This is a genomic window from Micromonospora sp. NBRC 110038 (assembly GCF_020884815.1).
GTDB lineage: Bacteria > Actinomycetota > Actinomycetes > Mycobacteriales > Micromonosporaceae > Micromonospora > Micromonospora haikouensis.
The window spans coordinates 346,329-365,963 of record NZ_BBOL01000003.1; the positions used below are offsets into that span (position 1 = coordinate 346,329).

17 protein-coding genes are annotated in these 19,635 nt (G+C 74.2%); 2 read left to right on the forward strand and 15 right to left on the reverse strand.

Annotated elements, in window-relative coordinates:
• Positions 1-42: 42 nt before the first annotated feature.
• From LPU61_RS13235 to mraZ, 15 genes are all read right to left on the reverse strand, one after another.
• Positions 43-342 carry a YggT family protein gene (locus LPU61_RS13235; RefSeq protein ID WP_043967312.1) on the reverse strand — a complete coding sequence of 100 codons (300 nt, stop codon included), beginning with the start codon at positions 340-342 and terminating at the stop codon, positions 43-45.
• Positions 343-371: 29 nt separating this feature from the next.
• Entirely contained in the window at positions 372-1,094 is a 723-nt protein-coding gene (locus LPU61_RS13240) for a cell division protein SepF (protein WP_043967310.1), read from the reverse strand.
• Between the two features lie 190 nt (positions 1,095-1,284).
• Positions 1,285-2,046, reverse strand: a complete 762-nt coding sequence (locus tag LPU61_RS13245) for a YggS family pyridoxal phosphate-dependent enzyme (RefSeq protein ID WP_043967308.1) — start codon at positions 2,044-2,046, stop codon at positions 1,285-1,287.
• A 9-nt stretch (positions 2,047-2,055) separates the two neighbouring features.
• Entirely contained in the window at positions 2,056-3,168 is a 1,113-nt protein-coding gene (gene ftsZ / locus LPU61_RS13250) for a cell division protein FtsZ (protein WP_043967306.1), read from the reverse strand.
• A gap of 297 nt (positions 3,169-3,465) precedes the next feature.
• Positions 3,466-4,284, reverse strand: coding sequence for a cell division protein FtsQ/DivIB (locus tag LPU61_RS13255; protein ID WP_043967304.1), 819 nt, complete (start codon positions 4,282-4,284; stop codon positions 3,466-3,468).
• Complete coding sequence (murC, locus tag LPU61_RS13260; protein ID WP_043967302.1) at positions 4,281-5,747, reverse strand: UDP-N-acetylmuramate--L-alanine ligase; 1,467 nt, start codon at positions 5,745-5,747, stop codon at positions 4,281-4,283. The genes LPU61_RS13255 and murC overlap by 4 nt, the downstream gene beginning before the upstream one ends.
• A gap of 34 nt (positions 5,748-5,781) precedes the next feature.
• Positions 5,782-6,888: an undecaprenyldiphospho-muramoylpentapeptide beta-N-acetylglucosaminyltransferase gene (gene murG / locus LPU61_RS13265; protein ID WP_043967301.1), complete on the reverse strand. Its 1,107-nt coding sequence runs from the start codon at positions 6,886-6,888 to the stop codon at positions 5,782-5,784.
• Positions 6,888-8,294, reverse strand: coding sequence for an FtsW/RodA/SpoVE family cell cycle protein (locus tag LPU61_RS13270; RefSeq protein WP_229405286.1), 1,407 nt, complete (start codon positions 8,292-8,294; stop codon positions 6,888-6,890). The genes murG and LPU61_RS13270 overlap by 1 nt, the downstream gene beginning before the upstream one ends.
• Before the next feature lie 289 nt (positions 8,295-8,583).
• Positions 8,584-9,720 carry a phospho-N-acetylmuramoyl-pentapeptide-transferase gene (gene mraY / locus LPU61_RS13275; protein WP_043967300.1) on the reverse strand — a complete coding sequence of 379 codons (1,137 nt, stop codon included), beginning with the start codon at positions 9,718-9,720 and terminating at the stop codon, positions 8,584-8,586.
• Positions 9,717-11,117 (reverse strand): UDP-N-acetylmuramoyl-tripeptide--D-alanyl-D-alanine ligase, encoded by a 1,401-nt coding sequence (gene murF, locus LPU61_RS13280; RefSeq protein WP_043967298.1) that lies wholly within the window; start codon positions 11,115-11,117, stop codon positions 9,717-9,719. The genes mraY and murF overlap by 4 nt, the downstream gene beginning before the upstream one ends.
• Entirely contained in the window at positions 11,114-12,637 is a 1,524-nt protein-coding gene (locus LPU61_RS13285) for a UDP-N-acetylmuramoyl-L-alanyl-D-glutamate--2,6-diaminopimelate ligase (RefSeq protein ID WP_043967296.1), read from the reverse strand. The genes murF and LPU61_RS13285 overlap by 4 nt, the downstream gene beginning before the upstream one ends.
• A 91-nt stretch (positions 12,638-12,728) precedes the next feature.
• A complete protein-coding gene (locus LPU61_RS13290; protein WP_043967294.1) occupies positions 12,729-14,951 on the reverse strand; it encodes a penicillin-binding protein 2 in 2,223 nt (740 codons plus the stop codon).
• A 5-nt stretch (positions 14,952-14,956) separates the two neighbouring features.
• On the reverse strand, positions 14,957-15,595 hold the full coding sequence (locus LPU61_RS13295) for a hypothetical protein (RefSeq protein WP_043967291.1): 639 nt from the start codon (positions 15,593-15,595) through the stop codon (positions 14,957-14,959).
• Positions 15,592-16,686, reverse strand: a complete 1,095-nt coding sequence (gene rsmH, locus LPU61_RS13300; protein WP_043969307.1) for a 16S rRNA (cytosine(1402)-N(4))-methyltransferase RsmH — start codon at positions 16,684-16,686, stop codon at positions 15,592-15,594. Before rsmH ends, LPU61_RS13295 begins: the two co-directional genes overlap by 4 nt.
• A 202-nt stretch (positions 16,687-16,888) precedes the next feature.
• Positions 16,889-17,320, reverse strand: coding sequence for a division/cell wall cluster transcriptional repressor MraZ (mraZ, locus tag LPU61_RS13305; RefSeq protein ID WP_043967289.1), 432 nt, complete (start codon positions 17,318-17,320; stop codon positions 16,889-16,891).
• Between the two features lie 354 nt (positions 17,321-17,674).
• On the opposite strand from mraZ, the gene LPU61_RS13310 reads away from it, so the two are divergent.
• Both LPU61_RS13310 and LPU61_RS13315 read left to right on the forward strand, forming a co-directional pair.
• The gene (locus tag LPU61_RS13310; protein WP_043967287.1) at positions 17,675-18,922 is read left to right on the forward strand and encodes a MurT ligase domain-containing protein; all 1,248 of its coding nucleotides are present in this window, start codon (positions 17,675-17,677) and stop codon (positions 18,920-18,922) included.
• A complete protein-coding gene (locus LPU61_RS13315) occupies positions 18,912-19,631 on the forward strand; it encodes a type 1 glutamine amidotransferase (RefSeq protein ID WP_043967285.1) in 720 nt (239 codons plus the stop codon). Before LPU61_RS13310 ends, LPU61_RS13315 begins: the two co-directional genes overlap by 11 nt.
• Positions 19,632-19,635: the final 4 nt, after the last annotated feature.

A 19,635-nucleotide genomic window follows, 5' to 3' on the forward strand; every position in this document is an offset into this window, starting at 1 on the left:
GTCAGTTGCGGCCGCGTAGCGGGCTGGACCTGCGGGTCTTCATCACCCGAGGATCAGCCGCTTCAACACGAACTCCATCAGCACGAACAGGATAACCAGGAGCACAAGGGAGGCCAGGTCGATGCTCACGGTACCAATTCGCAGCGGAGGGATCACACGCCTCAACGCCTTGAGAGGCGGATCAGTGACGCTCCACACGGATTCCAGCCCCACCGTCGCTCCCCGGCCGGGCTGCCAGCGGCGCCCGTAGGCGAGGACCGCGCTGAGGACAAACCGGGCCAGAAGAATGATCAGGAAGACATACAGAATCAGGTACAGCACTTGCAGCAGGATCGACAACACAGCAGGCGACGTCCCTCGGTCGGGCGGGGCTAACTCAGGCTGAAGAACCCACCCTCAGCGATCTTGGCCTTGTCCTCCGCGGTGACCTGGACGTTGGCCGGTGAGAGCAGGAACACCCGGTTGGTCACGCGCTCGATCGTACCGCGCAGCCCGAAGGCCAGCCCGGCGGCGAAGTCGACCAACCGGCGGGCATCGGCCTCGTCCATCTCGGTGAGGTTGATGATCACCGGGACGCCGTCGCGGAAGTGCTCCCCGATCGTGCGGGCCTCGCGGTAGGTGGTGGGGTGCAGCGTGGTGATCTGGTAACGCTGCTCCTCCTCCACCGGGGCCACCCGCTCCCTCGGCTGGGCCTGCGGGGCCAGGGCGAGGTTGTCGCGCGTGTGGTAGGTGAGCGCGCCGGAGCCCTCCCCGCCCGAGCTGCGGGTGATCGACCGGACGCTGGACCGGTCGGGTCGCTCGACCCGCTCGGCGCGCTCCGGCCGGTCGGAGTCCGCCCGGTCCCGGTCGGAGTCCAGCGGACGGGTGGCGGAGCGCTCGGTCAGCCGACCCCGCTCGCCGGCCCGGGGCCGCGGCGCCGGCGGCTCGTCGGCATCGTCATCGTCGTCGTCGGCGAACTCCTCGGCGTACCGGCCCTGCCGGTAGCGCGACGACTCCCGGTAGCCACCCTTTTCGTAGCCACCGTCGTCGTACGCCCGCTCGTCGTCCTCCTCGACCAGACCGAGCCAGACCCCCGCCTTGCGCAGTGCACCCATCCCGCGCCCTTCCGTCCGCCGTGCGGCACGCGCCCCCGTGCCGTGTCGCTTCTCGCGAGTGGACAACCTGCCCACCGGACCGGAACAGCAATCCCCGGCCCACGATTCGCGGTCGTGGGCCGCGCCCCCTGACGACGGGACGCCGCTCCTGAAACAACACTGATGTAATTTGCTTCTCTCGCGGGTCAGGCTACCGCAGCGTGGAACGCATTCCGAGCAACGCGCTGCCGACGCGGACATGTGTCGCGCCGTGTCGGATCGCCGCCTCCAGGTCCCCGCTCATCCCGGCGGAGAGCGCGACCGCCTCCGGATGGGCCGCGCGGAACGCCTGCGCCACCTCCGCGAGCCGGGCGAACGCCCGCTGCGGCTCCCAGCCCAGCGGCGCCACCGCCATCAGCCCGGCCAGCCGCAGCCCCGCCGCGCCGGCCACCGCCTCGGCCACCGGGCCGAGGCCGACGTCCGCGTCGGCCGAGCCCGGCAGCGCCCCGCCCCGGGCCGGGTCGGCGTCGATGCTGACCTGCACCAGCACGTCGACGGGCCGGTCCCGGCTCGCCAGGGCCGCGGCGTCGAGCGCCCGGGCCAGCCGGACGCTGTCGACCGACTGGACGACGTCGGCGTAGCGGACCACCGACCGGCACTTGTTGCGCTGCAGCTGCCCGATGAAGTGCCAGCGGGGCGTCGCCCCGGCGGCGGCCACCTCGGCGGCCTTGCCGGCGGCCTCCTGGTCCCGGTTCTCCCCCATGTCGACCACGCCGAGCCCGGCCAGGGCCAGCACGTCGGAGGCCGGATAGGTCTTGGTCACCGCGACCATGGTGACCTCGGCGCGGTCCCGCCCCGCCGCCGCGCAGGCGTCGGCGATCCGGGACCGGACCCGGGCCAGCCCGGCCGCCAGCTCGGCCCGGCGGTCGGGGTGCCCCGGGTCCGGGCGCACCGTCGGGTTCACGTCGGTCATCTCCGGCCGTCAGGACCCGTTCTTGAGGAAGTCCGGCACGTCCACGTCGTCGAAGAGCACCCGCCGCGGCGACTGGGACGGCGCCGGCATCGTGGCCGGGGGCGGCGTCGGCGTGGTCGGCTGGGCCGGCTGGTTCTGGTTGCTCTTGCGGCTCGGCTCGGGCTTGTACGCCGGCGTCCCGCCGTCGAACCCGGCGGCGATCACGGTGACCCGCACCTCGTCGCCGAGGGCGTCGTCGATGACCGCGCCGAAGATGATGTTGGCGTCCGGGTGGGCCGCGTCGGTGACCAGCTGCGCCGCGTCGTTGATCTCGAACAGGCCGAGGTCGGAGCCGCCGGCGATGGAGAGCAGCACGCCGCGCGCGCCGTCCATGCTCTGCTCCAGCAGCGGGCTGGAGATGGCCGCCTCCGCCGCCTCGACCGCGCGGTTCTCGCCCCGGGCGCTGCCGATGCCCATGAGCGCACTGCCCGCGCCGCTCATCACGCTCTTGACGTCGGCGAAGTCCAGGTTGATCAGACCCGGGGTGGTGATCAGGTCGGTGATGCCCTGGACACCGGAGAGGAGCACCTGGTCGGCCGTGCGGAACGCGTCCATCATGCTGATGTTGCGGTCACCGAGCGCCAGCAGCCGGTCGTTGGGGATGACGATCAGCGTGTCGCACTGGTTGCGCAGCTCGTCTATCCCCGCCTCGGCCTGCACCTGGCGGCGCTTGCCCTCGAACGAGAACGGCCGGGTGACCACGCCGATGGTCAGCGCGCCGAGCTTGCGGGCGATGTTGGCCACCACGGGCGCACCGCCGGTGCCGGTGCCGCCGCCCTCGCCGCACGTCACGAAGACCATGTCGGCGCCCTTGAGCACCTCCTCGATCTCGTCGCGGTGGTCCTCCGCGGCGTTCTTGCCGACGTCGGGGTTGGCGCCCGCGCCGAGCCCTCGGGTCAGCTCGCGCCCCACGTCCAGCTTGACGTCGGCGTCGCTCATCAGCAGCGCCTGCGCGTCGGTGTTGATCGCGATGAACTCGACGCCCTTGAGCCCAACCTCGATCATCCGGTTGACGGCGTTGACGCCGCCGCCCCCGATGCCGACGACCTTGATGACCGCCAGGTAGTTGTGCGGAGGTGTCATCTCCGGTCCTTTCCCTTCGAGATTGGCATGGGCCGACCCCACACGGCTTGGCCAGACCAGCGCCGACACGGCCGGGCCCCCAACGAGGCGAGAGGTGAACCCTCACCCTCTACTAGAGGCTTACTGTTATGTCAACTACTGATCCTCTTCGGGGCAACGTAAGCGGCCCCACGCCCGGAGCCAAGGACCCGCCCGGCGTGTCGCCGCCGGAGAGGGCCACGCCTCATCTTCCGGCCCGCGCCACCGGCCTACCCGCGCCACCGGGCGGCCACCACGGGCGGGCCGCTGACCGGCCGGTCACTTGAAGGTGACGACGTCCGGCGCGCTCACGTCGATCGTGTCGGCCTTCCGACCGAGCAGGGCCGTGGCGACCCGGGCCTTGTCCGCCCCCCGGGTGGCGTCGCCCCAGACGACGGTCCGGTCGCCGCGCAGCCGCAGGCTGATCCGGGCCAGCCCTTCGACGCCGACCTCCACCAGCTGCCCGCGCAGCTCCGGGGTCAGCGCGCCCAGCACCTCCAGCCCGGCCAGGGTGCCCGGATCCGTCGGCCCCGGCCGGCCGACCCGCACCACCGGCAGGCCCTCCGGCTGCCGGGGCAGCGACCGGAAGACCACCCCGGACCCGTCGACCACGGCGAACCGCTCGCCCTGCGGCACCACCGCCGCCGGGGTGCGCTCCACCACCCGCACCACCAGCGCGTCCGGCCAGTCCCGGGTGACCGTCGCCCGCTCCACGGGGGCGAGGGTGCCGATCCGCCGGGCGACGGCGGCCAGGTCGACCCGCGCCAGCGGCTGGTCGTCCGGCACGGCGGCGGCCTCGCGGACCTCCACGGCGGTGACCAGCTCGGCGCCCTCCACCCGCACCTCACGCACGCCGAGCAGCCCGGTGCCGAGCACCGTCCAGGCCACCAGCGCGGCCACGGCCAGCACCCCGGCGGTCACCGCCCAGGGCAGCGCCGCGCGCATCCGGCGCTGCCGGGCCCGGGCCATGAACCGCCGGGTCGACGGCGGCACCGCGTCCGAGCCGGCCCGCACCAGCTGCCAGCGCCGCACCGGCCCCCGCCGCCCGCCGCCCGGGTCCGCGCCGGCCGTGCGGCCGCGCGCCGGACCGGGGCTCATCCGGCGGTGGCCGCCGAGCCGCCCGCACCGCCGGCGGCGTCACCGGCGCGGGCCGACAGGGCCGCCAGCAGCTCGTCACCCATCAGCGAGATCGGCGGGGCGCCCATCGTCACCACCACGTCGCCCGGGCGCGCCCGGCGGGCCACCTCGACCGGCGCGTCCTCCCAGGAGCCGACGAAGACCTTCCGGTCGGCCGGCAGCGGCACCGCCTCCACCAGCGCCGCCGAGCCCTCCCCCGGCTGGCGCAGCTCGCCGGGGCCGAAGACCTCCAGCAGGACCAGCTCGTCGGCGAGGCCGAGGGCGGCGGCGATCTCCGCCTGCAGGTCGCGGGTGCGGTAGAGCCGGTAGGGCTGGAACACCACGATCAGCCGCCCCTCGCCGGCCACCTCGCGCAGCGTCCGCATCGCCAACGTCATCGAGGTCGGGTGGTAGGCGTACTCGTCGTAGACCAGCACGCCGTCGGCGACGCCCTTGCGCTCGAAGCGCCGCCGCACCCCGGGGAACGCCGCGAGCGCGGCCTCCGCCGCCTCGACGGGCAACCCCAGCAGGTACGCGGTGAGCACCGCCGACGCGCTGTTGAGCCCCATGTGCCGCCCGGGCACCGGCAGCCGGAACTCGCCCAGCGACCGCCCGTCGATCTCGGCGAGGTAGCGCACCCCCTGCGCGGAGGAGACGACCTCGCTCAGCCGCAGGTCGGCGTCGGCCGCCTCGCCGTACGTGTGCACCCGACGGCCCTCGGCCCGCAGCGTCTGCGCCAGCCGCCGCCCGCCCGGGTCGTCGGCGCAGGTGACGATGAACCCGTCGGGGTCGGTGAGCCGGGCGAACTCGGCGAACGCCGCCTCCAGGGTGGCCAGGTCCCCGTACGTGTTGAGGTGGTCGGCCTCGATGTTGGTGATCACCGAGACGTACGGGCGGTAGATGAGGAACGAGCGGTCGCTCTCGTCCGCCTCGACCACGAAGTGCTCGCCCGTGCCGTGGTGCGCCCCGGAGCCGACCTCGGAGATCTCCCCACCGATCACGAAGGACGGATCGGCGCCGGCCTGCTGGAGCACCATCGTCACCATCGAGGTGGTGGTGGTCTTGCCGTGGGTGCCGGCGATCGCCACCGTGCGCCGGCCGGTCATCGCCGCCGCGAGCGCCTCGGAGCGGTGCAGCACCCGCAGCCCGCGCCGCCGCGCCTCCACCATCTCCACGTGGTCCTGCGGGATCGCCGAGGAGTAGACGACCGTGTCGACGCCGTCGAGGTTGGACGGCTCGTGGGTCATGTGGATGGTCCCGCCCAGCGCCCGCATCCCGGCCAGCGACGGCCACTCCCGCAGCTCGCTGCCGGAGACCGGCAGGCCCCGGGTGAGGAAGAGCCGGGCCAGTCCGCTCATGCCGACGCCGCCGACGCCGATGAGGTGGATCCGGCCCAGGTCCTCGGCGGTCAGCGTGCCGGCCGGGGTGAACTGCGCGGTGTTCATGACGGGAACCTTCCGGTCGCGACGGCCGCGCCCCTCATCGGGCCACCGCCTCGTAGACGAAGTTCAGCAGCGCCTCGTCGCCGTCGCGCCGCCCGTACGCCGCCGCGGCGGCGCCCATCGCGGCGAGCCGGTGCGGGTCGCGGATCAGCGGGATGATCGTGCGTTCCACCCAGGCCGGGGTCAGCTCGGCGTCGTCGACGAGCAGCCCGCCGCCGGCCTCCACCACGGGCAGCGCGTTGCGCTTCTGCTCCTGGTTGCTGTGCGGGTACGGCACGTAGACGGTGGGCAGCCCGATCGCGGCGACCTCGGCGCAGGTCATCGCCCCGCCCCGGCCGAGCATCAGGTCGGCGGCGGCGTAGCCGATCTCCATCTGGGACAGGTACGGCAGCGTCACGTACGGCACCGGCAGGTCACTGGGGATCGGCACCGGCTCGTTGCGGGCGCCCATCACGTGCAGCACCTGCACGCCGTGCCGGGCCAGCTCCTTGGCCGCGCCCGCCACGGCGAGGTTGATCGACCGGGCGCCCTGCGAGCCGCCGGCGACGAAGAGGACCGGCAGGTCCGGCCGGAGTCCGAAGTGGGCGCGGGCGGCGGCGGCGTTGGCGGCCCGGTCCAGCCCGGCGATGCCCCGGCGCAGCGGCACCCCGACCACCCGGGCGTCGCGCAGCGCCTCGGCCTGCGCCGGCTGGTGCGGGAAGCCCACCGCGACGTTGCTCGTGAACTTCATGCCGAGCCGGTTGGCCACCCCCGGCGGCACGTTCACCTCGTGGATGACGATCGGCAGCTCGCGCCGCCACGCGGCCAGGTAGCCGGGCACGGAGACGTACCCGCCGAAGCCGACGACCACGTCGGCCCGGACCTCGTCGATCACCTTGCCCGCCGCGCGGGCCGCCTTCCACATCCGGTCGGGGGTGCGGACCAGGCTCATGTTCACCGACCGGGGCAGCTGGTAGGCCGGGATCTGCCGCAGGTCGTAGCCGGCCGGCGGGATCAGCTCGTTCTCCAGGCCCTTGGGTGTGCCGAGGCAGGTGATCCGGACGCCCGGGTCGTGTCGGCGCAGGCAGTCGGCGAAGGCGAGCAGCGGGTAGATGTGGCCACCCGTGCCTCCTCCGCAGAGCACCACCGAACGCAGCGGACCCATCAGCGTCTCCTCTCGCTCGCCGTCCCGCCCCGGGCCCGGTCCGGCCGGGCGCCACGGGATGCGGCCTGGTCGTCCTCGCGCCGCGCCCGCGACCGGGGTACGGACCCACGGTCCGCCGGTGGCGGCGCCGGACGACGACGCCGGCCGGGAAGCGGCGGCAACGGGGCCCAGAGTAGTCGGACCCATCGGGCGGGCGGACGGGCATGCAGGGCTCGGGCCGCGTCGGGTTCGCAGCGGGCGAACGAGGCGAGCATCCCGATCGCCGCCATGGTCACCACCAGGGCGCTTCCGCCGTCGGAGATGAACGGCAGCGGCACGCCGGTCAGCGGCATCAGGCCGGTCACCCCGCCGATGTTGATGATCGCCTGCCCGACCAGCCAGGTGGTGGCCCCGGCGGCGGCGAGCCGACGGAACGGATCCTCCACCCGCCGGGCGATGCGCAGCCCGGTGTAGCCGAGCACCGCGAACAGGGTGATCAGCACGACGCAGCCGACCACGCCCAGCTCCTCGGCGAGGACGGCGAAGATGAAGTCGTTGTGCGCCTCGGGCAGCCAGCCGAACTTGAAGCTGCTCTTGCCCAGCCCGACGCCGAACCAGCCGCCGTGCTCGATGGCGTTGCGGGCCTGGGCGACCTGGTAGCACTGCTCGGCGAAGCACTCCTGGGGTGGCGGCGGGTTGACGAAGGTGGTGAGCCGGGCCAGCCGGTAGTTCTCCTGCCCCTTCGCCCCCGAACCCGCGCCCAGCGAGGCGGCGGCGACGAGCAGCCCGATGCCGACCAGCCCGATCACCGACAGCACGGCGAAGACCTTGGTGCGCACGCCGGCCGCCCAGAGCAGGCCGACGACGAGGGCCAGCAGGCAGAGCATCGTGCCGACGTCGTTGTAGCCGACCAGCACGAACAGCAGCGCGACCACGGGGAACAGCGGGGTGGCCAGCTCCTTCCACCAGCCGAGCCGGGCGCCCTTGCGGGCCAGCACGTCGGCCCCCCACAGCACCAGCGCGAACTTCGCCAGCTCGGAGGGCTGGAGCTGGACGCCGCCGACGAACAGCCACAGCAGGTTGGCCTCCAGCGGCCCCACCCGCTTCACCCCGAAGAACGAGTCGAGCGCGAGCAGCAGGTTGAGCACCAGCAGCAGCACCACCGCGATGCCGAGCGCCGTGCCGGCCACCGACCGGTAGGTGCTCGCCGGCAGCCGCTGGCACACCCAGAACGCCACCACCCCGATCACCGCGAAGATCGCCTGTTGGGTGGCGTCGGCGAAGGCGTTGCCCTCCTCGGCGTAGTTCTTCACGCTGGTGGCCGAGAAGACCATGGTCAGGCCGATGACCAGCAGCAGCCCGGCGCTGGAGATCAGCAGATAGTAGGAGGCCAGGGGGCGGGCCAGCAGGCCGCGCAGCGCGGCCAGCCCGCCGGCGGCGTCCAGGCCGAACCCCGGCGCGGCGGCCGGCGGGTCGACCCCCCGGCCGCCCCCCGGGCCGCGTCGGCCGGACGTGTCGGTCGTTGTCGCGCTGGTGCCTCGGTCCTCCCCCACCCGCCCATCATCGCGAATGCGAGCGGCCCGTTCCGGCCGAACGCCGTGGTCGGCGTGTCGCCGGGCGAAAGGAAGGGCCCCCTGTTAACGCATTCGGCATAGCAGGGGCCCCTTCTTGACGCCTGGCGCGCCGGTCCGCGCGGGGTGGGGCCGCGCCGGCGGATCAGCCCATCGCGGCGAGGAAGTCGCTGTAGAACAGGCCGAGCGCGATGGCCACGCCGATCCCCGCGATGATCCAGAACCGGACCACGATGTTGACCTCGCTCCACCCGGCGAGCTCGAAGTGGTGCTGCAGCGGCGACATGCGGAACACCCGCTTGCCGGTGGTGCGGAACGAGATGATCTGGATGACCACCGACATCGTGATGATCACGAAGAGCCCGCCGATGATCGGCAGCAGCAGGATGGTGCGGGTGGACATCGCCATGCCGGCGATCAGGCCGCCCAGGCCGAGCGCGCCGGTGTCGCCCATGAAGATCCGGGCCGGCGAGGTGTTCCACCACAGGAAGCCCACGCAGGCCCCGGCCGCCGCCCCGGCGATCAGCGCGATCTCCAGCGGGTCCCGCACCGTGTAGCAGTAGTTGTCCGGGTTCGCCGTGTACGACGGGTCGGCGCACCAGTGCCGGTACTGCCAGAACGCGATCAGCGCGTACGCGGCGAGGACCATCACCGACGCGCCGGTGGCCAGGCCGTCCAGGCCGTCGGTGAGGTTCACGCCGTTGGTCGCCGCCATCACCACGAAGATGAAGATGACCACCGCGCCGATCTTGGTGACGTCCAGCGCGGGGATGTCCCGGATGAAGCTCAGCGTCGTGGCGCCCACGGTCTCGGTGTTGGTGGCCGCCCCGCTGGCGTCGGTCATGCTGCTGGGGAAGTAGAGCGCGACGACGCCGAAGGCCGCGCCGACCAGGATCTGCCCGGCCAGCTTGCCCCGCTTGTTGAGCCCGCCGCTGTTGCGCTTGCGGACCTTGAGGAAGTCGTCGATGAAGCCGACCGCGCCGGAGAACACCATCAGGCCCAGCAGGACCAGCGCGGTGATGGTCGGCTCGACCTGGGCGATCTGCGCGTCCGGCAGGGTGGTCAGGGCGAGGTGCCCGGCGACGTACGCGATGACCGTGGCCAGGATGAAGACCACGCCGCCCATCGTCGGCGTGCCCTTCTTGCCCTCGTTGCTGGCGAGCCCGAGGTTCGATCGGATCGGCTGGCCGGCCTTGAGCCGGGCGAACACCTTGATCGCGATCGGGGTGCAGAACAGCGAGACGAGGAACGCCACCCCGATGGCGACGATCACCGCCCTCATGCGGCGGCACCCCCGTCCGTGGCGTCGGCGCGCAGCGCGTCGGCCACCTCCCAGGTGCGGTACCGGGAGCCCTTCACCAGGACGACGTCGCCCGCCCGTAGTTCACTGCGCAGCACCTCGACGGCCGCCGCCTGATCGGTGAGCAGCACCGATTTTCCTCCCCAGTCCTCTACCGCTGTCGCGCCCTCGTGGATCGGCGCCGCCGGCTCGCCCACCACGAGCAGCCGGTCCACACCCAGCTCGGCCGCGAGCCGACCGACCTCCAGGTGCCCCTGTCGTTCGTACTCCCCCAGCTCGGCCATGTAGCCGAGCACCGCGACCGCCCGTCCCGCGCCGCGCATCCCGGCGAGCGCCCGCAGCGCCACCGCCGTGGACGCCGGGTTCGCGTTGTACGAGTCGTCGATCACCGTCACGCCGTCGGGGCGCTCGAAGACGTCCATCCGTCGGGTGGAGACCAGGCCCAGCTCGCCCAGCGCGGCGGCCAGTTCGGCCAGCGGCATGCCCAGCTCCCGGGCGACCGCCGCGGCGGCCAGCGAGTTCGACACCTGGTGCCGGCCGGTGAGCCCGAGCCGCACGGCCGCGCTCCCCTCCGGGGTCACCAGGGTGTACGCGGCGCGCCCGCGCCCGTCCAGCGTCACGTCCACGGCCCGCACGTCGGCGTGCGCGGCCTCGCCGTAGCGCACCACGCGGGCGGCGGTGCGGGCGGCCATCGCGTCGACGAGCGGGTCGTCGGCGTTGAGCACGGCCAGCCCGTCGGCGGGCAGCGACTCGACCAGCTCCCCCTTGGCCAGCGCGATGTTCTCCACCGAGCCGAACTCGCCGAGGTGCGCCACGCCGACGTTGAGCACCACCGAGATGCGCGGCGGCACCACCTCGCACAGGTAGCGCACGTGCCCCACCCCCCGGGCGCCCTTCTCCAGCACCAGGAAGCGGGTGTCCGCGTCGGCCTGCAGCGCCGTCCACGGGTGGCCCAGCTCGTTGTTGAACGACCCGGGCGGGGCCACCGTGGGGCCGAGCCGCGCGGTGAGCTGGGCGATCAGGTCCTTGGTGGTGGTCTTGCCCGACGAACCGGTCAGCCCGATCACGGTCAGCGCGGGCAGCCGGTCCACGACCGCGCGGGCCAGCCGGCCCATCGCGTCGAGGGCGTCGCCGACGAGCACCATGGGCACCCCGGGCACCTCCCGGGTGCCGAGCACCGCCACCGCGCCGGCGGCCACGGCGGCGGCGGCGTAGTCGTGGCCGTCCACCTTCTCGCCGGGGAACGCCACGAACAGCGCGCCCGGCCCGGCCTTGCGCGAGTCGAACTCCACCGGGCCCGTCACCCGGGCGGCCGGGTCGGCGGCGACCAGCCGGCCGCCGACCGCCTCGGCCACCTCGGCCAGCGTCAGCGGGATCATCGGCGGCCCGCCAGGTCCCCGAAGCGGGCGCGCAGCGCGTCGGCCAGCTCCGTACGGTCGTCGAACGGCAACACCTCGCCGCCCACCTCCTGCCCACGTTCGTGCCCCTTGCCGAGCACGGCGACCACGTCACCCGGGGCGGCCAGCCGGACCGCCTCGTCGATCGCCGCGCGCCGGCCGGCCACCTCGACGATCCGGGCCGGCGTGGCGGCGGCGTACGCCCCGGCCAGCACCTCCGCCCGGATCGCGCCCGGCTCCTCGGTGCGCGGGTTGTCGTCGGTCACCAGCACCACGTCGGCGCCCCGGGCGGCGGCGGCGCCCATCTCCGGCCGCTTGCCGCGGTCCCGGTCGCCACCGGCGCCGATGACGCAGATCAGCCGCCCGGCGCTCAGCTCGCGCAGCGCGGCCAGGGCCGCCACGATCGCGTCGGTCTTGTGCGCGTAGTCGACCACGCCGCGCACCGGCCCGGCCGCCGAGACCAGCTCCAGCCGGCCGGGCACCCCGCCGCAGGCGGCCACCCCGGCGGCGGCCGTGGACGGGTCCACCCCCGCGCCGACCAGCGCGGCGATGGCCAGCAGGGCGTTGGCGACGTTGTGCCGCCCGGGCAGCGCGACCCCGGCCGGCACGGTCAGCCCGCCGGGGCCGTGCGCGGTGAACCGCTGCGCGTAGCCTTCGCCGTCGACGTCGGTGGCGTACCAGGTGGCGGTGGGGTCGCCGGCGGCCGAGTAGCTGACCGTGGCGGGGGTGTACAGCGCGCGCAGCGCCGACTCGTCGTGGTTGAGCACCTCGACGGCGCAGCGCCCGTCGAACAGCTGCGCCTTTGCCGCGAAGTAGTCCGCCGAGTCGGCGTGGAAGTCCAGGTGGTCGGAGCCGAAGTTGGTGTAGCCGCCGACGGCGAACCGCACCCCGCCGACCCGGCCCATGGCCAGGGCGTGGCTGGAGACCTCCATGACCAGCGCGGTGACCCCGCGCTCCCGGGCCGCGGCGAGCATGGCGTGCAGGTCGGTGGCCTCCGGGGTGGTGCGCACGCTGTCGACGACCAGGTCGCCCAGCCGGGTCTCCACCGTGCCGATCAGGCCCGTGACGTGGCCGGCGGCGCGCAGCCCCGACTCCACGAGGTAGGCCGTGGAGGTCTTGCCGGCGGTGCCGGTGATCCCGATGACGGTCAGGCCGGCGGTGGGGTCGCCGTAGACGGCGGAGGCGAGCGCGCCGAGCACCGCGCGGGGGTCAGGCACCACCAGCGCCGGCAGGCCCGCCGCGGCCACCGCCGGCGCGCCGGCCGGGTCGGTGAGGGCGGCCACCGCGCCGGCGGCGGCCGCGGCGGCGGCGAACTCCGCGCCGTGGCGGCGGGCGCCGGGCAGCGCCGCGTACAGGTCGCCGGGGCGGACCTCCTGGCTGGCGTGGGTCACCCCGGTCACCGCCTGGTCGGCGGCCCCCGCGGGGGCCTCGACGGCGAGCCGGTCGGCGAGTTCGCCGAGCCGGAGTCCGGTCACGGTACGGGGGCGTGGATTGCCGGGCACGGCGTCAGACCCTACCCGGTCGTCCGGTTCCGACCGTACAGCCGCCCCGGTGGTTCGTCCCCATCAACCGATGATGTCCCGCCGCGCCTGGTCAGCGCGGAAAGACCTCGAACTTGGGCGCCGGCGCGCCGGACGGGGGGACCCGGTTGCGGCTGAGCGTGAAGCCCATGATGTCGCGGAACGCGGGCGCGGCGACCGCCCCGCCCCCGCCGCCGGGGCTCCACACGAAGACCGCCACCACGAAGCGCGGGTTGTCGGCCGGAGCCATCCCGATGAACGAGCCGACCTCGCCGGGCTGCTGCTTGCCGTCGACGTAGCGGATGCCGGTGCCGGTCTTGCCGGCGACCCGGTAGCCGGGCACCGCCGCGGCGAGCCCGGTGGCCCCGTCGACGGTGGTGACCGCCTCCAGCATGGTGCGCAGCGCCTTCGCGTTGGCCGGGCTGAGCACCGGCCGGGTGACCGGTGCCTTGCCCGGCGTACGGCTGCCGTCCTTGCCGCTGATCACCTCCTTGATCAGGTGCGGCTGGACGTACGTGCCGTTGTTGGCGATCGCGGCGTACGCGGCGGCCATCTGCAGCGGGGTGGCGTCGACGCTGTGCCCGATCGGCACCGACCCGTACGACGACCCGCTCCACGACTGGGCGGGCAGCAGCCGGCCGCTGGCCTCGCCCGGGATGCCCTCGCCGGTGGGCTGGCCGAGCCCGAAGCGCTTCTGGTAGTCGATCAGCCGGTCCGGGCCGAGCTTGTCGGCGATCTCGATGGTGCCGACGTTCGACGAGTACGCGAGCATCCCCGGCAGGCTCATCCGCCGCCCGTTCGCCGGGTGGGTGTCGCGGAAGGTGGTGTCGCCCCGGACGATGGTGTCGGGGATCGGCAGCGCCGTGTCGGGGGTGATCACCCCCTCCTGGAGCGCCGCGCCGAACGTGATCGCCTTGTGGATGGAGCCGGGGTCGACCACGAAGCTGGTGGCCGCGTCCTCCCGGTCGGTCGGCTCGCTCTCCTGCGGCTTCGCCGCGTTGTAGGTGGGGTGGCTGGCCTGGGCCAGCACCTCGCCGGTGGGCACGTCGAGGACGATGGCGACGCCGACGCTGCCCTGCACCTTGGCCACCTGGCTCTTGAGCACCTGCTGCGCCTTGAACTGCAGGTCCCGGTCGATGGTCAACTGCAGGGAGCTCCCCGGCTTGGGCAGGGTGGTGCTGCTGTAGCCGCCGGGGATCGGCGCGTCGAGCTTGCCCTGGCCGGCCTCGTACACCCGGCGGCCGATCTCGCCGCGCAGCAGGTCGTCGTAGCGGGCCTCCAGGCCCTCCAGGCCGACCATGTCCTGGCTGGTGAAGCCGATCAGGTTGGCGGCCAGGTCGCCGCCGGGCACCTCGCGCCGCTCGTCGCGGTGCACGCCGATGCCGTACAGGTCGAGCGCCACGATCTTCTTGGCGGTGGGGACGTCGACGCCCCGGGCCAGGTATTCGAACTGGGAGGGTTTCCCGTTCTCCAGGGTGCGCGGCTTCATCCGCTCGGCCAGCTCGGAGGCCGGACGGCCGAGCAGGGGCGACAGCGCCCGCGCGGTCTCCGTGCGGTCCCTGACCCGGGTCGGGTCGGCGAAGACGTACCGGGCCTCGACGCTGTTGGCCAGCGGGGCGCCGGTGCGGTCGTAGATCGCGCCCCGGGGGGCGGGCAGGTCGATCCGGATCACCCGGTCGGCGAGACCGCCGCCGGCGTACGCCGGGGTGTCGACCGCCTGGAGGAAGACCAGCCGGACGCCGATGGTGGCGAACAGCGCGAGGACGAGCAGGGTGCCCAGGCGCAGCCGGCGGCGCGGGTCGGCCAGCCGGGGTGGCTTGCGGGGCTTGCGCGGCGACCGCCCGGCGGCGGGCCGGGTGGGGCGGCGCGGGCCGCGCCCGGCGGGCCGGCGGCGCGGCGGGCGCGGCGCGTCATCGTCATCGTCGTCGGGCCGCGCCCGGGTGGGCACGGTCCGGACCACCGCGGCGCGCGCGGCCGGGACGGGCTCCCGGCGGCCGGCACGGCCGCCGCCGGCCCGGCCGCCGTCGAGCACCTGCAACGCCGGCCGGAACGGATCGCCGCCGGCCCGGGCGCCGCGCGGGGTACGCCGCTGCTCGGCGCCCCCGGCGGTCGGCCGGCCCGCCGCCTGGCGCTCCTCGCGGACGGTGCGCCCCCGGGGGGTGTACGCCCGCGCGTCGGAGATGCCCTGCACGCCGGGCTCGCCGGTGCGCGGCTCGCCCCGCCCGCCGGTGGCCCGGGACGAACCGCGCCGGGAGCCCGAAGGGTCCCGGCGCGGTTCCTCAGCTCTCGGCGGCACCTCGGTCAGCCCCCCGCACCCTGCTGGCTGGTGACCGACGGCTGGCCGTTGGCCGGCTGCGGCACCCCGATCACCCGGCCGTCCGGCAGCCGGATGTACGCCGGCTCCTCCGCCTCGACCATGCCGAGCCGGCGGGCCGTGGCGGTGAGGTTGCCGGGCGCCTTCGCGTCGGCGATCTCCTTGTCCAGCTGCTGCTGGTCCACGTCGAGCTTGGCCTGCTGCTGCTGGAGCCGCTCCAGCCGGAACGAGTTCTCGTTGATCTTGGTGTTGACCAGCAGGATGCCGAGCACCCCGCCGACGACCAGCACCAGGATCAACGCCACGAACGGCGCCCGCGGCACCGACACCGGCGGCGGCGGGGCGACCCGCAGCCGCGGCGACGGGGTCGCCGCCGCACGGGCCCGCTCGGTCGTGCCGGTCCGCTCGGCCGGGCTGACCCGCTCGGTCGGGCGCAACGCGGCGCTGCCGTTGGTCGGGAACTCGCGCGCCCCCCGGGCGCGAGTCTCCCCCTGCCGGTCGAGCCGGCCGGCCCCCGGAGCCGGCATCCCGGCCCGCGTGGTCCGCTGCGCCGCGATCCGGCCCCCCGACCGCGGTGCGCGCTGCCCGACGCCGGTGTCCCGGCCGTCGCGCTTGTCAGCGTTCATCTTCTTCTTCCCTCCCCCTCTTCGTCCGTCCCTGCGCCCGTCGACCCCGGATCCGCCGATCCGGTCCCCGGTTGGTGCATCGCCCTGACCCGCCGGCGGGGCCGTTCGCGGTCGGCCCGCCCCTGTCGCTCCGCGTCCGGGTCGATCCGTTCCGCGGCCCGCAGCCGCACCGACGCGGCACGCGGGTTCGCGGCGACCTCCGCCTCCCCGGGCAGCTCCGCGCCCCGGCTGAGCAGCCGGAACGTCGGACCCGACCCGGGCAGTTCGACCGGGAGGTCGACCGGGCCCTTGCTGCGGACCCGGTCGGCGAGGGCCGCCTTGGTGAGCCTGTCCTCCAGCGAGTGGTAGGACAGGACCACCATGCGACCGCCCACCGTGAGCTTGTCGAGAGCGGCCGGCAACGCCGTCTCCAGCGCCGCCAGCTCCCTGTTTACCTCGATCCGTAAAGCCTGAAACGTTCTCTTGGCCGGGTGTCCCCCGGTTCGTCGGGCTGGCGCGGGAATGCTCTCCCTGACCAGTTCCGCCAACCGTGCCGACGAGGTGATCCGGGCCCGTTCCCGCTCCCGCAGGATCGCCGAGGCGATCCTCGGGGCGAACTTCTCCTCCCCGTACACCCGCAGCACCCGGGCCAGATCCGGGTGGGAGTAGGTGTTGACCACCTCCTCGGCGGTCACCCCCCGGGTCTGGTCCATCCGCATGTCCAGTGGCGCGTCCTGTGCGTAGGCGAACCCGCGGTCGGGCGCGTCCAACTGGAGCGAGGAGACGCCCAGGTCGAACAGGACGCCGTCGATCGCCGGGTAACCCAGCCGGGCCAGCACCTCGGGCAGCTCGTCGTAGACGGCGTGTTCGAGGTGGACCCGGTCGGCGAACCGGGCCAGCCGGACCCGCGCGTGGGCGAGGGCCTCGGTGTCCCGGTCCAGCCCGATCAGCACCGTGCGCGGATGCCGTTGCAGCACCGCCTCGGCGTGACCGGCCAGGCCCAGCGTGGCGTCGACGTGGATCGTGCGGTCGCCCCTGTCCAGCGCGGGGGCCAGCAACTCGAGACACCGCTCGAGCAGCACGGGCACGTGCGTGCCGCGAAGCTCCCCCATGTCGACCCCCACCGGTTGAACCGTCCGTTTCTCTCCGCGCCTGTCGTCGGACGACGCCTCCGTCGTACCGCCAGATCCCCATCCGCTCCCGCCCACCGGAGGCCGCGGCCCTCCGGGAGATCGTGCGCCTGGCACCGGGGAAGGGGTGCCAGGAACTCGAAAGCGGCTGGAGATCTCGCAGTACGTCGGGCGTCGTCACGCCCTACAGACCGCCGGGCAGCACCCCCTCCTCGATGTCGGCGAAGTCGTCTTCGCTGTCGGCGAGGTAGGCCTCCCAGGCCGCCTTGTCCCAGACCTCCACCCGCGTGCTCGCGCCGATGACCACCAGGTCACGGTCGAGCCCGGCGTACGCCCGCAGGTGCGCCGGGACGGTGACCCGCCCCTGCTTGTCCGGGACCTCGTCGTGCGCGCTGGCGAAGAAGACCCGGCTGTAGGCGCGGGCCGCCTTGTTCGTCATGGGTTGCGCGCGCAACTGGTCGGCGATGCGCTGGAACTCGGGCATCGGGAAGACGTAGAGACAGCGATCCTGCCCTTTGGTGATCACGACACCCCCCGCCAGCTCATCCCGGAACTTCGCCGGAAGGATCAACCGGCCCTTGTCGTCCAGGCGCGGGGTGTGGGTGCCGAGGAACATCGGCCCAACCCCCTCGCCCTTGCAGCGGCGTTCGCGGCGCCGCTCCCCCCGGGCCGGTGGGCCCTCCCGGCCTCACCATTGGTCCCCACTCTACTCCACTTCCCTCCACCTGCAACCAGAATCGCCCGCGCGGCGCGTCGTCGTCGGCGACAAAACAGCACGTCAGAAGGGGTGGAGCGAAGTGGAGGGCCGCGGCGGCCCCACCCCGGCGTCCACTACCCGACATAGATCGACTCCATCCGGTCGACCGCGCTCCGGCCGTCCGCCCGGGTGGCCCGGCCGAACGGTTCGCCGTCGGCGGCGATCTGGCGGGGGCGGCGGTCCGGTAACCTCGCTCGCGTGACGGACGCGAAGATGCCCCTGCGGGCAAAGGTGGCCAGCTCCGTGTCGCGGACCGCCGCGGCGCTGTCCCGGGCCGCGGGTCGTGGCGACGGTTCGGTGATCGGCGGCTGGATCGGCCTGAAGATCGACCCCGACCTGCTGGCCCACCTCTCGGCGGGGCGCGCCATCGCGCTCGTCTCCGGCACCAACGGCAAGACCACCACCACCCGGCTGACAACGGCGGCGGTCGGCGTCCTCGGCCGGGTCGCCACCAACTCCTTCGGCGCCAACATGCCCACCGGCCACACCTCGGCGCTGGCCAAGGCCGGCAGCACCCCGTACGCGGTGCTGGAGGTCGACGAGCACTACCTGGCCCAGGTCCTGGAGGCCACCGAGCCGCACGTGGTGGCGCTGCTCAACCTCTCCCGCGACCAGCTCGACCGCGCCAAGGAGGTCGCCATGATGGCGCAGCTCTGGCGCGCGGCGCTGGTCAACCACCCCGACGTGCGGGTGGTCGCCAACGCCGACGACCCGATGGTCGTGTGGGCGGCCACCCCGCCCGGCGACCCGGCCCGAGGGATCCGGCCGCCACACGTCACCTGGTTCAGCGCCGGCCAGCGCTGGCACGACGACTCGTGGGTCTGCCCCGAGTGCGGGCACACCATCGCACGCAACGGCGACCAGTGGTGGTGCAGCGGCTGCCCGCTGCGCCGGCCCGATCCGCAGTGGGCCGTCGAGGACGACGGGGTGCTCGACCCGACCGGCGCCTGGCACAAGGTGGTGCTCCAGCTCCCCGGCAAGGTCAACCTCGGCAACGCCGCCACCGCCCTCGCCGTCGCCGCCGAGTTCGGCGTCCGCCCGGTCGACGCGGTCTCCCGGCTCGGCGCGGTCACCTCCATCGCCGGCCGCTACGCCCAGGTGGACCGCGACGGGCGCAACATCCGGCTGCTGCTGGCGAAGAACCCGGCGAGCTGGCTGGAGGCGTTCGACATGGCCGACTTCGCGCCGACGCTGCTCTCCATCAACGCCCGGGACCCCGACGGGCTGGACACCTCCTGGCTCTTCGACGTCGACTTCGCCCCGCTGCGCGGCCGGCAGGTGCTGATCACCGGCGACCGGGCGTACGACCTGGCGGTCCGCCTCGACGTCAACGGCGTGCCCTTCCAGCACGTCCGCACGTTCGGCGAGGCGGTCCGGGCGGTCCCGCCGGGCCGGCTGGAGGTCATCGCCAACTACACCGCCTTCCAGGACATCCGAGCGGAGCTGGACCGTGTCAACTGAGAGCCTGCGTATCGTCTGGATCTACCCCGACCTGCTGTCCACCTACGGCGACCGGGGCAACATGCTGATCCTGGCCCGCCGGGCCCAGCAGCGCGGCATGCCCGTGGAGGTGCTGGAGGTCCGCTCCGACCAGGCGCTGCCCGCCACCGCCGACATCTACCTCATCGGCGGCGGCGAGGACGGCCCGCAGGCGCTCGGCGCGCAGCGGCTGCGGGCCGACGGCGGCCTGCACCGCGCCGTCGCCCAGGGGTCGGTGGTGTTCGGTGTCTGCGCCGGCTACCAGCTCCTTGGCACCTCGTTCTTCGCCAAGGGCGTCCAGTGCGCCGGGCTGGAGCTGCTCGACCTCTCCTCCGACCGGGGCCCGTCGCGGGCCGTCGGCGAGCTGGCCGGCGACATCGACCCCCGGCTCGGGGTGCCGGCGCTCACCGGCTTCGAGAACCACGGCGGCCGCACCCACCTCGGGCCGGGCGTGTCCCCGCTGGCCCGGGTCACCGCCGGGGTCGGCAACGACGGCGCGACCGAGGGCGCGTGGCGGGGCAAGCTGCTCGGCACGTATTCGCACGGGCCGGCCCTGGCCCGCAACCCCGCCCTGGCCGACCTGCTGCTGCGCTGGGCGACCGGCGCGCACCAGCTCCCGCCGCTGGACGACACCTGGGCCGACCGGCTCCGCGCCGAGCGCCGCGCCGCGGTGGCCGCCGCCCGGGCATGATCCG

Excerpts from the sequence above, each read along its gene's own strand:
- LPU61_RS13255 (WP_043967304.1), bottom strand. The coding sequence starts at position 4,284 with ATGAGCCCCGGTCCGGCGCGCGGCCGCACGGCCGGCGCGGACCCGGGC.
- murC (WP_043967302.1), bottom strand. The coding sequence starts at position 5,747 with ATGAACACCGCGCAGTTCACCCCGGCCGGCACGCTGACCGCCGAGGAC.
- LPU61_RS13295 (WP_043967291.1), bottom strand. The coding sequence starts at position 15,595 with ATGAACGCTGACAAGCGCGACGGCCGGGACACCGGCGTCGGGCAGCGC.
- murG (WP_043967301.1), bottom strand. The coding sequence starts at position 6,888 with ATGGGTCCGCTGCGTTCGGTGGTGCTCTGCGGAGGAGGCACGGGTGGC.
- LPU61_RS13245 (WP_043967308.1), bottom strand. The coding sequence starts at position 2,046 with ATGACCGACGTGAACCCGACGGTGCGCCCGGACCCGGGGCACCCCGAC.
- mraZ (WP_043967289.1), bottom strand. The coding sequence starts at position 17,320 with ATGTTCCTCGGCACCCACACCCCGCGCCTGGACGACAAGGGCCGGTTG.
- mraY (WP_043967300.1), bottom strand. The coding sequence starts at position 9,720 with ATGAGGGCGGTGATCGTCGCCATCGGGGTGGCGTTCCTCGTCTCGCTG.
- LPU61_RS13310 (WP_043967287.1), top strand. The coding sequence starts at position 17,675 with ATGCCCCTGCGGGCAAAGGTGGCCAGCTCCGTGTCGCGGACCGCCGCG.
- LPU61_RS13240 (WP_043967310.1), bottom strand. The coding sequence starts at position 1,094 with ATGGGTGCACTGCGCAAGGCGGGGGTCTGGCTCGGTCTGGTCGAGGAG.
- ftsZ (WP_043967306.1), bottom strand. The coding sequence starts at position 3,168 with ATGACACCTCCGCACAACTACCTGGCGGTCATCAAGGTCGTCGGCATC.
- murF (WP_043967298.1), bottom strand. The coding sequence starts at position 11,117 with ATGATCCCGCTGACGCTGGCCGAGGTGGCCGAGGCGGTCGGCGGCCGG.
- rsmH (WP_043969307.1), bottom strand. The coding sequence starts at position 16,686 with ATGGGGGAGCTTCGCGGCACGCACGTGCCCGTGCTGCTCGAGCGGTGT.